General features: G+C 40.1%; 14 protein-coding genes. 2 read left to right on the plus strand and 12 right to left on the minus strand.

The features are described from left to right. The 12 genes from ACSVI6_RS05830 to ACSVI6_RS05885 all read right to left on the minus strand — a co-directional run bounded on the left by ACSVI6_RS05830 (position 1) and on the right by ACSVI6_RS05885 (position 10,308). The gene (locus ACSVI6_RS05830) at positions 1-891 is read right to left on the minus strand and encodes a F0F1 ATP synthase subunit gamma (protein WP_491716512.1); all 891 of its coding nucleotides are present in this window, start codon (positions 889-891) and stop codon (positions 1-3) included. 20 nt (positions 892-911) lie between these two features. Continuing rightward, entirely contained in the window at positions 912-2,447 is a 1,536-nt protein-coding gene (gene atpA / locus ACSVI6_RS05835; protein WP_491716513.1) for a F0F1 ATP synthase subunit alpha, read from the minus strand. Between the two features lie 32 nt (positions 2,448-2,479). Next, positions 2,480-3,025 (minus strand): ATP synthase F1 subunit delta, encoded by a 546-nt coding sequence (atpH, locus tag ACSVI6_RS05840; RefSeq protein ID WP_491716514.1) that lies wholly within the window; start codon positions 3,023-3,025, stop codon positions 2,480-2,482. Next, positions 3,012-3,530, minus strand: coding sequence for a F0F1 ATP synthase subunit B (gene atpF / locus ACSVI6_RS05845; protein WP_491716515.1), 519 nt, complete (start codon positions 3,528-3,530; stop codon positions 3,012-3,014). The genes atpH and atpF overlap by 14 nt, the downstream gene beginning before the upstream one ends. 43 nt (positions 3,531-3,573) lie before the next feature. Then, positions 3,574-3,786 carry a F0F1 ATP synthase subunit C gene (gene atpE / locus ACSVI6_RS05850; RefSeq protein ID WP_491716516.1) on the minus strand — a complete coding sequence of 71 codons (213 nt, stop codon included), beginning with the start codon at positions 3,784-3,786 and terminating at the stop codon, positions 3,574-3,576. Between the two features lie 40 nt (positions 3,787-3,826). Next, positions 3,827-4,543 carry a F0F1 ATP synthase subunit A gene (atpB, locus tag ACSVI6_RS05855; RefSeq protein WP_491716517.1) on the minus strand — a complete coding sequence of 239 codons (717 nt, stop codon included), beginning with the start codon at positions 4,541-4,543 and terminating at the stop codon, positions 3,827-3,829. Positions 4,544-4,795: 252 nt separating this feature from the next. After that, on the minus strand, positions 4,796-5,428 hold the full coding sequence (gene upp, locus ACSVI6_RS05860) for a uracil phosphoribosyltransferase (protein ID WP_491716518.1): 633 nt from the start codon (positions 5,426-5,428) through the stop codon (positions 4,796-4,798). Positions 5,429-5,445: 17 nt separating this feature from the next. Continuing rightward, positions 5,446-6,690, minus strand: a complete 1,245-nt coding sequence (glyA, locus tag ACSVI6_RS05865; protein ID WP_491716519.1) for a serine hydroxymethyltransferase — start codon at positions 6,688-6,690, stop codon at positions 5,446-5,448. Positions 6,691-6,743: 53 nt separating this feature from the next. Continuing rightward, positions 6,744-7,766, minus strand: coding sequence for an L-threonylcarbamoyladenylate synthase (locus ACSVI6_RS05870; RefSeq protein WP_491716520.1), 1,023 nt, complete (start codon positions 7,764-7,766; stop codon positions 6,744-6,746). Positions 7,767-7,780: 14 nt separating this feature from the next. Further along, positions 7,781-8,623: a peptide chain release factor N(5)-glutamine methyltransferase gene (gene prmC, locus ACSVI6_RS05875; protein WP_491719641.1), complete on the minus strand. Its 843-nt coding sequence runs from the start codon at positions 8,621-8,623 to the stop codon at positions 7,781-7,783. Further along, on the minus strand, positions 8,616-9,710 hold the full coding sequence (gene prfA / locus ACSVI6_RS05880; protein ID WP_491716522.1) for a peptide chain release factor 1: 1,095 nt from the start codon (positions 9,708-9,710) through the stop codon (positions 8,616-8,618). Before prfA ends, prmC begins: the two co-directional genes overlap by 8 nt. Positions 9,711-9,729: 19 nt before the next feature. After that, entirely contained in the window at positions 9,730-10,308 is a 579-nt protein-coding gene (locus tag ACSVI6_RS05885; protein ID WP_491716523.1) for a thymidine kinase, read from the minus strand. A gap of 175 nt (positions 10,309-10,483) precedes the next feature. Between ACSVI6_RS05885 and ACSVI6_RS05890 the strand changes: the two genes are divergently transcribed. Beyond that, positions 10,484-11,839, plus strand: coding sequence for a MurT ligase domain-containing protein (locus ACSVI6_RS05890; protein WP_491716524.1), 1,356 nt, complete (start codon positions 10,484-10,486; stop codon positions 11,837-11,839). Continuing rightward, a complete protein-coding gene (locus ACSVI6_RS05895; protein ID WP_491716525.1) occupies positions 11,839-12,546 on the plus strand; it encodes a type 1 glutamine amidotransferase in 708 nt (235 codons plus the stop codon). The genes ACSVI6_RS05890 and ACSVI6_RS05895 overlap by 1 nt, the downstream gene beginning before the upstream one ends. Positions 12,547-12,573: the final 27 nt, after the last annotated feature.

A 12,573-nucleotide genomic window follows, 5' to 3' on the forward strand; every position in this document is an offset into this window, starting at 1 on the left:
TTAATGCTTCAAGGCTTCTTGACCACCTGTAATTTCAGTAATTTCAGTGGTAATTGCAGCTTGACGAGCTCTATTATATTGTAATTGTAACTTTCCAATTAAATCTTCCGCATTATCAGATGCAGCACTCATGGCAGTTGAACTAGAAGCATGTTCAGAAGTTTTGGCATCTAGGATCGCTCCAAAGATCAACCCTTCAGTGTATTGGGGAATTACAACCCGCAATACGGAACCTTCATCTGGTTCAACGTCATAAGTAGGACCGATTTCGGATGCTTTCACATCCCCACTCTTTCCAGTATTAATTGTTTCGTCATCCAATGGCAACATTTTTTCAGCCCGAAAGTTTGAAGTCATTCGGTTCACAAAATGACTATAACAAACGTAAAGTTCGCTAAAGACACCATCATTATACATCGAAGTTACCGTATCAACAATTTCCTTTACTTCTCTAAAAGTAGGAATATCAGAAACGCCCCGGTATTCATAAGCAACGTTTGCACCACGCTTCTTATAAAAATCAGCACCGTTTCCACCAACTGCTAATAATAGGTAATCGTCGTTGTTTGGTGTGTGCTCTTGAATAAATTCATTCGCACCGCGAATCACATTACTATTATAACTTCCAACCATTCCACGATCAGACGTAATAACTAGATAGGCAGTCTTACCCTTGGAGTTTGACTTACTTGAGGAATTAAAGTTATCTAATAAATGAGTCTTAGCTAAATGCAATACAACCGCTTTAACACGTGAAACATATTGTTCATAACTAACCGCATGCTTTTGGATTTGGGTCAACTTTGCAGTTTGCACCATTTCCATCGCAGTGGTAATTTGATGTGTTTTTTTAGTTGATTGAATGCGATGTTTAACATCATTCAAAGACATTGTTTCACCATCCCTTCAAGCTAGTTAGTTTGTTTATCGTCTTCTTGAGATTGACTTGGTTGGAAATTTTGAGCAAATTCCTTAACAGCACTACTAAATGTATCTTCATCTGGTAAGTTACCAGTTTTAACAATACTGTCTAAGATATCTTGATGGTTAGACTTGAAGAAGTCGATTACTTCTTCTTGATAACGTTGGATATCACCTAATTGAACCTTGTCCAAGAATCCACGAGTTAAACAGAAAAGTACAAGGACTTGTTGTTCAACTGGCATTGGATCATGAAGTGGTTGCTTAAGAACTTCAACGGTTCTAGCACCACGGTTCAACTTAGCTTGGGTTGCAGAATCCAAATCAGAACCAAATTGAGCAAATGATTCCAATTCACGATATGATGCAAGATCCAAACGAAGGGTCCCACCAACCTTCTTCATCGCTTTGATTTGGGCATCCCCACCAACACGGGAAACAGAAGTTCCGGCATCGATGGCTGGACGAATTCCAGAGTAGAATGAATCAGCGTTCAAGAAGATTTGACCATCAGTGATGGAAATAACGTTGGTTGGGATATATGCTGAAACGTCCCCTGCTTGAGTTTCAACGATTGGAAGTCCGGTAATTGAACCGCCACCTAACTTATCGTTCAACTTAGCACAACGTTCTAGTAAACGGGAGTGGGTGTAGAAGATATCACCAGGATAAGCTTCACGACCTGGAGGACGACGCAAGATCAATGAAAGTTCACGATAAGCATTAGCTTGCTTAGTAAGATCATCGTAGATAATCAAAACATGCTTACCCTTATTCATGAAGTATTCACCCATTGCAGTCCCAGCATAAGGTGCGATGTAAAGTAATGGAGCTGGTTCTGATGGACCAGCAGAAACAACGATCGTGTAATCCATTGCCCCAAACTTTTCAAGCGTATTCACTTGACTCCGCACAGTTGAATCCTTTTGTCCAATGGCAACGTAGATACAGATCATGTCTTGATCCTTTTGGTTCAAGATCGTATCAATTGCGATTGAAGTCTTACCAGTCTTACGGTCACCGATAATTAATTCACGTTGACCACGACCAATTGGAACTAATGCATCAATGGCTTTAATCCCAGTTTGTAATGGTTCTTCAACACTTTGACGGTCCATGATTCCAGGAGCTTTACGTTCAATTGGTAGGGTTCCATCGCTTTTAATGTCGCCTTTACCATCGATTGGTTGACCAAGGGCGTTAACGACCCGTCCAACCATTGATTCACCTACTGGAACTTCCATGATTCGGCCAGTCCGCTTAACGGAATCGCCTTCACGAATACCATCAAAATCACCTAAAACAACGATACCAACATCATTGCTTTCGAGGTTTTGAACCATTCCATAAACGCCATCTGAGAATTCAAGTAATTCACCAGATAGTGCATTATTTAGACCGTGAGCACGAGCAATCCCGTCACCAACGTAGGTAACGACACCAGTTTCTTCAACTGAGAGCTCGTCCTTGTATCCGGCTAATTGTTGCTTGATTAAAGCACTAATTTCCTCAGCCTTAATGCTCATAAAAGTTTTCACCTCTTCGATTTAGATATCGTTTACTTTAATAGGAGTTGCTTTACGCGATTAAGTTTTGACTTAACGCTCCCATCAAAGGTAACATCTGCTGATTTAATAATTAAACCACCAATAATACTTGGATCGACCTTGCTATCCAAAACAACCTTCTTGGCACCAGTGCGCTTAGCAAAGGCGTCCTTTAATTTAGATTGTTGTTCAGCGTCAAGAGCAACGGCACTGATTAGTTCAGCGTGAACAATATGGTTATATTCATCATAAATGTCAGTAAAGGCATCAATGGTCGCAACCATTTTATCCATATTATCACTACCAGCTAAAACCTGAATTAAGTTTTGAATGTATTTTGAACTAGCACTATCAATCATTGACTTAACTAATTTAGCTTTATCAGCTTCTGGAAAGCTAACGTTGCTCAATACCGGAGCAAAACTAGGGTTATCTTCAAAGACCGCCTTAATTGACTGTAAGTCTTCATAACCAGAATCTAGTTCATTATCAGCCTTTAGTAAGTCGAATAACGCTTTCGCGTAGCGTTTTGAAAATGTAACTTTATCTAGACTCATTTTGCTTCCCCAACCCTTCGATGTAAGAATCAATTAGCGCCTTCTGGTCGTTTGCGTTTAATTCTTTTTGAATGATCTTAGAAGCGATTTCAATAGATAAGTTTGCCACATCATTTTTGGTATTTGCTAAGACGTCTTGACGTTCTTGTTCAATACTCTTGTGAGCATTGTCCTTGATGGTTTGAGCATCGTTTTGTGCGTCAGAGACGATTTGTTCTTGTTGCTTTTGACCTGATTGCTTAGCGTTACTAATAATCGTACTTGCTTCATCATGTGACTTGTCAAGTTCTGCTTGACGTTGCTTAGCTAAACTATCGGCTTCTTGATTTTTTTGCTTTGCAGAATCAATATCGCTAACGATTTGTTGAGTCCGTTCGTTCAACATTTTGTTGATCGGTTTCCAAGCAAAAATTTTAATCAAGAATACTAGAACTAAGAACAAGATTAAGTAGTAAAGCATTGTTCCGTAAGCTAATTCAGCTCCGAATACCAACTGTGAAAGCATCTATTGACACCTCCTTACGTCAATGTAATGTTTGAGTTTTAAATTACTTACCCATAAGAATGAAACCAACAACGACAGCTAAGATAGGCATAGCTTCAACCAAACCAACACCAATAAACATGTTAGTAAATAACTTACCTTGCATTTCTGGTTGACGAACCATTCCTTCTAGTAACTTAGAAGCAACGATACCATCACCGATACCACCACCGATGGCAGCACCTGCTAAAGCAATACCAGCTCCGATTAATCCCATAACTATAGTCCTCCTTATTTATAGACAATTTAAAAAAATATTATTCAGCAGATATTTTTCCATTAATATATACTGAAGTTAAGGTTACAAACACGTAGGCTTGGATCGCACCTAGGAAAATTGAGAACGCTTGCCAGATTAGCTCAATTGGTGCTAACCCGATAATGGTGACAATTCCATCTGAGAATGCCAAACCACCGACAAGTTTCAAAAGAATTTCACCGGCATAAATAACCCCGAATAAACGAAGTCCTAAGGTTAGGAAATTCGAAAATTCTTCAAACAATGCGAGTGGGAACCAGAATACGAATGGTTCTAGATACGTATTCTTAAAGTACCCCCCAAACCCAAGCTTCTTAACACCTACGTAGTGAGATAGCGTAATTGTGAACAATGCTAATGTCATCGTAAACATTGGATCCGCAGTTGGACTCTTAATGTAAGTGACACCATTTACATCTACTTGAAGCATTAAACCTAATTGGTTTGACACAAAAATTAAGACAAATAAAACAAATCCATAGAGTTTAAAACTAGCAGCATCGTTATCGCTCATTGAACCACGCGTAGTCGTATTAGAAAAATCAATTAATGATTCTAACACCGCTTGTTTCTTACTAGTGGGACGCACTTGCAAATTACGCGACAACCAAACTACGATCACTAATACGATTGCTGCAGCAACTGTTGCCGCAACCATATTACCAATATTAAATGTTAATCCACCAAGGTGGAAAGTTGAAATTTTATCATTCAAGAATTTCACCTCTTTTCATGTAACCTATCCAACTATGATACACCTATTACAATTCAAATGTAATAAATATACAAGATTATTTATTCAAAAGTGAATTTGTATTTATCTTAATAAATACACTAGAAATATTACCACTGTTTTAAAATTATTTCAAAGCAAAAAGTAAATTTGCGTTAATTTACATTACAAACATCTTAAAGAATATCAAATAAAAAAGTATCGCCTAAAACTAGGCGATACTTTCCTTTATTTCTATTTCGTGCCAAATAAGCGGTCCCCTGCATCACCAAGTCCAGGAAAAATATACCCGTCTTCGAGGTGATCATCGAGGGCTGCTGCAATGATGTCGACATCTGGATGGGCATCTTGAAGCGCTTTGACTCCCTCTGGAGCAGCAACTAAGCAAATAAATTTAATGTTTTCGGGTTTAGCACCACGCTTTTTAAGCGCATCGATTGCCATATTTGCGGAACCACCAGTTGCAAGCATTGGATCCACAACAAAAATTTGCCGTTGGTCAATATCGGAAGGTAATTTCACAAAATATTCATGTGGTTCGAAAGTTTCTTCATCCCGATACATCCCAATATGGCCAACTTTAGCGGCTGGAATCAAATCAAGCATTCCATCGACCATTCCAATGCCGGCCCGTAAAATGGGCACCACGGCCAATTTTTTACCCGCTAATTGCTTTGAGGTCGTCTTCCCCATTGGGGTTTCAATCTCGACATTTTCAACGGGTAAATCACGCGATGCTTCAAAGGCTAGGAGCCGTGCAATCTCATTCGTCACCTCACGAAATTCACGCGTTCCACAATTTTTGTCCCTAATAATCGTTAATTTATGTTGAATCAATGGATGATTCATCACTTCAAGTTTACCCATTATAAATCTCCTTTAGCTTACCATTCGATTGGGTGAGCGTCAGTCAATCCTTGAACTCCAGCGCGAACTTCCTTCATTACTTGGTCATCGTCATGTCCATTAATCACGTCCAAGATTAATTCAGCAACCCGAGTGGCATCGGCTTCTTTAAATCCACGGGTCGTGATGGCAGGAGTCCCAATTCTAATTCCACTGGTTTCTGTTGGCTTGCGCTTATCATTTGGAAGCATTTCTTTATTGGTAGTAATCATAACTGATTCTAACATTTCTTGTAGTTGACGACCAGAAATATCAGTCTTACTTAAGTCTAAGTTTAACAAGTGGTTATCAGTTCCACCGGATACAACACTTACGTTATCGGAATCGTTGAATACCTTTGCCATTGCCTTGGCATTCTTGATGATTTGTTCACAATAAGTCTTGTATTCTGGTTGTAAGTCTTCGTAGAAGGTTTCAGCCTTAGCGGCGATCACGTGTTCTAGTGGACCCCCTTGAGTTCCTGGGAAGACTGCGGAATTGATCTTTTTAGCATACTTTTCTTGGGATAGAATTAAACCACCACGAGGTCCACGAAGAGTTTTATGGGTAGTAGTGGTAACAACATCGGCAATGCCAACTGGACTTGGGTGTAAACCAGTGGCAACTAATCCAGCGATGTGAGCCATATCTACCATTAAATATGCACCGACAGCATCAGCAATTTCTCTGAACTTCTTCCAGTCAATGATTCGGCTGTAAGCAGAAGCTCCGGCAACGATCATCTTAGGTTGAACTTCCTTAGCGGCTTCCATAATGGCGTCATAGTCCAATTCTTCACTGTTAGGGTCCAAACCGTAAGTGAAAGTGTCATAAATCTTTCCTGAGAAGTTAAACTTCGCACCGTGGCTCAAATGACCACCGGCGTTTAGGTCCATTCCTAAAATTCTGTCACCAGGCTTTAAGAAAGCAGCGTAAGCAGCTTGGTTGGCTTGGGAACCAGAATGGGGTTGAACATTGGCAAATTCGGCACCAAAAAGCTTCTTGGCACGATCAATGGCAAGTTGTTCAACAACGTCGATAAATTCACAACCACCGTAGTAACGCTTTTCAGGAAGCCCTTCTGCGTACTTGTTGGTCAAAACAGTCCCTTGGGCTGCCATAACGGCATCGGAAGTGATGTTTTCGGATGCGATCAATTCAATGTTATCTTGTTGGCGATTCTTTTCATTGTCAATTGCTGCCCATAGTTCTGGATCTGCTGCACGATAATCATATTTAATCATTATTAAAACCCCTCATGTTTTATATTCCAAAAATGATACTTGTAAACAACCAGTTATTTTTTAATCTCAAAATGCATTTGACCAGCTGATTTGTTCAACCGATTCATGTATGCTTCACCTAATCCATCCGCTTTGAACCCCTCAGTTAAAATCGCTTTAACGTCGGGTTCGTCATCAAAGTGCCGTAAACCCTTGAACAACAAGTGGCTGGCTGACTTTACATCAGCTCCTAAGCTAAATAGTTCAACGTTTGCGGGCCACTTTGCACTGTTCATTACTGCATCGGTAGTCATTACGCCGACCTTAGTAGGTTGAGCAGCGGCCCATTGACTAGCTTGTTGCCAATCAGCATCGTGATCAACGATGTAGACCTGTGCATTTGGTGCATAGTGTTTATACTTCATGCCCGGCGCTTTAGGCGCTTCGCTGCCAGACACACTATGTTTTTCGTCGTCAACGGTGCCCAGGACCGCACGTAGCTGTTCTGCAGTCACGCCCCCTGGCCTTAAAATGGCTGGCACGTCAGTTGACATGTCTAAAACGGTTGATTCGACCCCAATGTCAGTGGGGCCATCGTCAATGACCCCCGCAATCTTACCATTTAAATCATGATAAACATGCATTGCAGTGGTTGGACTAGGCTTGCCTGAAGTATTCGCAGATGGACCAACTAATGGTACGCCAGCGGTTTTAATCAAATCAATCGTAACTTGATTTTTAGGATTTCTAAACGCTGCAGTATCTAGACCACCAGTGACCGCTTTCGAAAGACTATCAGGCTTTAATTTAAAGATTATTGTTAAAGGGCCAGGCCAAAATGTCTTAATCAATTGCTTAGCAGGTTCGGAAAGTGGTTCTGCGTATTTTTCAACCGCCTCAATTCCAGAAACATGCACGATCAATGGATTATCACTTGGTCGTCCCTTTGCCGCATAAACTTTTTTTACCGCCGCTTCATTAGTTGCATCAGCGCCAAGTCCATAAACCGTCTCAGTCGGAAAGGCAACTAAATCACCGCGCTTAATATCTTCAGCAGCCTGTTTAATTTCATTAGGCTGATAAATGTGAGTTTCCAAACTCCAATCCCTCCTTAATATTTGATTCTAACCATTCTTTGATTACCATTAAAATCCCTTCTGGTCTCAATTTTAGCATCGGGAACTGCATGTTCAAAAATTGCAACTACTGCGGACTCCTGATGAAAACCAATTTCCAAAAAGATTTCACCATGCGGCTTGGCGACGGATCTAAAATGATCAGCAATACCTTGATAAAGCGCAAGACCGTTATTTTTAGCAAACAAAGCTAAATGTGGTTCAAAATTAATAACGCTCTCATCCATATATTTTACCTCATTTTCCGAAATATATGGGGGATTACTGACAATTAAATCGTATTTTTTATAAAAAATTGAAGAAAAAAGGTCGCTTTGCACGAATTTTATTGGTAATTTACGAACGTTCGCGTTTTGTTCAGCTACTTTTAAAGCTGATTCCGAAATATCTGATCCAGTAATCGACCATTTTTTTCGTTCCGCTTGCAAGGCGATTGCAATCGCACCGCTCCCAGTGCCAACATCTAAAACTGATATAGGTTCATCATCGTGCGTTTCTAAAATCCAGTCAACTAGCTCTTCAGTTTCTGGACGGGGAATCAAAACAGCTGGGTCAACATTGAGCGTGTGCCCATAAAAATCAGCAGTTCCAATAATGTATTGAGGGGGTTGTCCGTCTAGATAACGGTTAATATCTTCTTGATACTGGGCTAATTGACTTTCAGACATGAAATCACGATAGTGTAATAATAAATCCGTGTCAGACCACTTCAATCGATGAATCAATAGGTAGTTAGCTACCGATTCATCCATGTTATGGTCCTTAATACACAAAGAAGCCCTTTTCTGGGCTTCAAAAAAAGTAATTGAATTAACCATTGCTCAATTGCTCCAACTTATGGGCTTGATCAGAAATAATCAAAGCATCGATAATTTCTTCCAAATCACCGTTCATGATCTTATCCAACTTATTTAGTGTCAGACCAATCCGATGATCAGTGACCCGATTTTGTGGGTAGTTATAGGTCCTAATCCGTTCGGAACGATCACCAGTTCCGACAGCGTTTTTTCTTTGTTCATCATACGCTGCGGTTTCTTTTTGTTGGTAATAATCATAAACCCGCGCCCGTAGGATTTGCATTGCTTTAGCACGGTTTTGTTGTTGGGAACGTTGATCTTGCATCGTTACCACGATTCCAGTGGGCAAATGCGTCATCCGCACAGCCGATGAAGTCTTATTAATATGTTGACCACCAGCTCCAGAAGAACGGTAAACATCCACTCTGATATCCTTTGGATCAATATCGATATCGACGTCTTCTGCTTCAGGCATGACCCCAACTGTAGCAGTGGAGGTATGAATTCGACCAGCTGATTCGGTTGAAGGAATTCTTTGCACCCGATGGGCTCCGTTTTCAAACTTCAGTTTAGAATAGACCTTACTTCCTGTGATCATCAGGGTGATTTCCTTAAATCCACCAACTTCAGTTTCATTTTTATCAATCACTTCAGTGGTCCATCCCTGCTTTTCAGCATACTTGGAATACATATTGAATAAATCAGCAGCAAAAAGGCTTCCTTCGTCACCACCAGCGGCTCCGTGAATTTCCATAATGATATTTTTATCATCATTCGGATCTTGTGGTAGTAACATGATCTTGATCTTTTCTTCGATCTCTTCATCCTGTTGGGTCAGATCATTTAATTCATCCTTGACCATTTCGGTCATATCATCATCTAAATTATCATTTAACATTGCCTTATCTTCAGCAATCGCATCCGTGATCTGTTTGTACTTATTATATGCAGCAACTAGATCACGCAAACTCCCCTCTTCCTTAGAGAGCTTCATAAACCGTGGTGTGTCAGCAATCACTTCTGGGTCACTGATTAATTCGTTCAACTCGTCATAACGGTCAACTGCGGCTTGCAGTTTATCAAAAATCTTCTCAAAATCGCTACTCATTAATGGTGCGCCTCACTTTCTATATTTTATCTAACGGTGGATTAAAGTAATGCTTACGGCAAACTGGATAGTATGATTCATTACCACCTACTTGAATTTGTTCACCCTCATAAACTGGATGATGATCTTGAAAGCGCAATGGCATCGTGGCCTTGCGATCGCAGAACCAACAAACGGTTTTCATCTCTTCGATCTTATCAGCAAAGATCAACAATGCCTCAGAACCCTCGAACAAATGGTTCTGAAAGTCATTTTTGAGGCCGAATGCCATTACCGGAATCCCTAATTCATCAACGATCCGCGTTAGTTGTAAAACATGGTCCCGTTTTAAGAACTGGGCTTCATCAACTAATACACAGTTAGCATCTGGATTCGTTTGCTTAACGTATTCAAACACGTTCGTATCGTCCATGATTGGCACGGCCTTGCGTTTCAACCCGATCCGCGATGCCACCATGCCAAAACCATCCCGTGTGTCTAAGCCGCTCGTCATAATTATGACCGATTTACCCTCTTCTTCATAATTATGGGCCACCTTAATAATTTCAATTGTTTTACCACTATTCATTGCACCATAGCGGAAATAAAGCTGGGCCATTTAAAAATCCCTCTCTCATATAAATAAACTACTATCCTATTATAGCTGATTTATAAATGAATTTCGATAGCTATGTATTTTTGATTTTCCGTAAAATTAGTCCCTTTTTAGTGGGTTTCAATTTAAAATATGTTAAAATTATCATTTGATTAAATCAATTGGAGGAATGGCGCAGATGTCATTAAGAAGTGAAATTGCTACTTTAGTCGGTAAATCTTCATACTGGTTCTTACACACCTTTTTAAAGGGTGGAAGTTCACTCCCAGGTAAGATTACCACCAAGATCGACCCCGAAGTGTTAAAATCAATGGGTCAAAATTACGATGTAATCATCATTACTGGTACGAACGGTAAGACTTTGACAACCGCTCTAACGGTGCAGGTCCTTAAACAAAAGTATCAAAATGTATTAACAAACCCATCTGGTTCTAACATGGAACAGGGAATCGTGACGACGTTCTTAAGAGCCAAGAATACTAAGGATGCTAAACCAGTCGCCGTCTTAGAAGTCGATGAAGCCAATGTAATCAAGGTTACTAAGTATATCAAACCAAAGGCCATGGTCTTTACCAATATTTTCCGTGACCAAATGGATCGCTACGGTGAAATTTATACTACCTATCAAAAGATTTTAGATGGTGCTAAGTTAGCTCCTGACGCTACAATCATCGCTAATGGCGATGCGCCAATCTTTAATTCTGATGATTTACCAAATAAGCGGCTGTTCTATGGATTCAACGATCACCCAGAACTAGCTGAAAATGATATTAAAGCCAAACCCAATACCGATGGAGTGCTCTGCCCTAAGTGCGAGAACATCCTCCACTACCATTCAATTACTTACAGTAATTTAGGCAATTACTTTTGTCCTAATTGTGGTTATAAGCGCCCCCACCTTGATTTTCAACTAACCAAGATCAATGAATTATTACCGACATCATCTCAATTTGACATTGAAGGTGACCATTTCCAAATTGATATTGGTGGAATCTATAATATTTATAACGCCCTTGCTGCTTACTCAGTCGGACGCATCATGGGGGTTAAACCAGAAAAAATTGCAAAAGCCTTCCATAATAATGAACACATTTTTGGTCGCCAAGAAATCATTAAAGTTGGTGATAAGGAAGTTACGTTAATTTTAGTGAAAAACCCAGTTGGGCTTAATCAAGTCATTGATATGATTTCTACCGATCGAGATCCATTCTCATTCATTGGGTTATTGAACGCTAACTATGCGGATGGGATTGACACCAGTTGGATCTGGGACGGTGATTTTGAACGGTTGCCTCACATGAACATCAAAAAATTTATTACTGGTGGAGAACGGTATAAAGACATTACCTTCCGACTTAAAATTGCTGGGGTGCCAGATGACAAACACGAAGTCCAACCCAACCTAGAAAAAATCGTTGCTGAAATTCCTAACCTCCCGACTAAGAAGGTCTACATCCTTGCTACCTACACTGCAATGATTCAGATTCGCAATGATTTTGCAACCAAGGGTTACATCAAAAGGGGGATTGAATAATGGCTAAATACGAATTAAGAATCGCCCACCTTTATGGTGATTTAATGAATACCTATGGTGATTATGGCAATATTTTAGCGCTCAAATACTATGGTAAACAAATGGGCGTCCAAGTCGACTCAGATGTCGTGAGTTTAGACACCAATTTTAAGGCTGATGATTACGATCTTGCTGTCTTTGGTGGTGGCCAGGATTTTGAACAATCAATCGTCTCCAAGGACCTTCAAAAGAAAAAGGCAGAATTGATCAAATACATCGAAGCAGGCAAGCCAATGGTCGCAATTTGCGGTGGTTTCCAAATGCTTGGTAAATACTACGTTAATGCTAACGGTGATAAAATCCCTGGAATCGGGGCATTAAACCACCACACTGAACAACAACATGATAATCGCTTCATTGGTAACATCTCGATCCATAATGGTGAAAATGGTGATACCTACAAGGGCTTTGAAAATCACCAAGGAGTTACCTATTTAGGTGCGGGTGAAAAACCACTTGGTAAGATCATCAAAGGGTATGGTAATAATGGAAAGGACCAATCAGAAGGTGCCATTTATAAGAATGTTTATTGCACTTACTTTCATGGACCGATCCTAGCTCGAAATGGTCAATTAGCAAAGCGGATGCTGCTAACGGCCCTGCATAATAAATATCCAGACCAAGATTTCAGTAAACAAGCTGCAATTGAAGTTCCAGAATCATACTAATAAAAGACCGTTCGGCAATTGTCGAAC

This window comes from Nicoliella sp. ESL1106 (genome assembly GCF_058509965.1).

What these genes read in the sequence shown, in the direction of transcription:
- ACSVI6_RS05830 (WP_491716512.1), bottom strand. Translation starts at nt 891, where the DNA reads ATGTCTTTGAATGATGTTAAACATCGCATTCAATCAACTAAAAAAACA.
- atpA (WP_491716513.1), bottom strand. Translation starts at nt 2,447, where the DNA reads ATGAGCATTAAGGCTGAGGAAATTAGTGCTTTAATCAAGCAACAATTA.
- atpH (WP_491716514.1), bottom strand. Translation starts at nt 3,025, where the DNA reads ATGAGTCTAGATAAAGTTACATTTTCAAAACGCTACGCGAAAGCGTTA.
- atpF (WP_491716515.1), bottom strand. Translation starts at nt 3,530, where the DNA reads ATGCTTTCACAGTTGGTATTCGGAGCTGAATTAGCTTACGGAACAATG.
- atpE (WP_491716516.1), bottom strand. Translation starts at nt 3,786, where the DNA reads ATGGGATTAATCGGAGCTGGTATTGCTTTAGCAGGTGCTGCCATCGGT.
- upp (WP_491716518.1), bottom strand. Translation starts at nt 5,428, where the DNA reads ATGGGTAAACTTGAAGTGATGAATCATCCATTGATTCAACATAAATTA.
- glyA (WP_491716519.1), bottom strand. Translation starts at nt 6,690, where the DNA reads ATGATTAAATATGATTATCGTGCAGCAGATCCAGAACTATGGGCAGCA.
- prmC (WP_491719641.1), bottom strand. Translation starts at nt 8,623, where the DNA reads ATGGTTAATTCAATTACTTTTTTTGAAGCCCAGAAAAGGGCTTCTTTG.
- prfA (WP_491716522.1), bottom strand. Translation starts at nt 9,710, where the DNA reads ATGAGTAGCGATTTTGAGAAGATTTTTGATAAACTGCAAGCCGCAGTT.
- ACSVI6_RS05885 (WP_491716523.1), bottom strand. Translation starts at nt 10,308, where the DNA reads ATGGCCCAGCTTTATTTCCGCTATGGTGCAATGAATAGTGGTAAAACA.
- ACSVI6_RS05890 (WP_491716524.1), top strand. Translation starts at nt 10,484, where the DNA reads ATGTCATTAAGAAGTGAAATTGCTACTTTAGTCGGTAAATCTTCATAC.
- ACSVI6_RS05895 (WP_491716525.1), top strand. Translation starts at nt 11,839, where the DNA reads ATGGCTAAATACGAATTAAGAATCGCCCACCTTTATGGTGATTTAATG.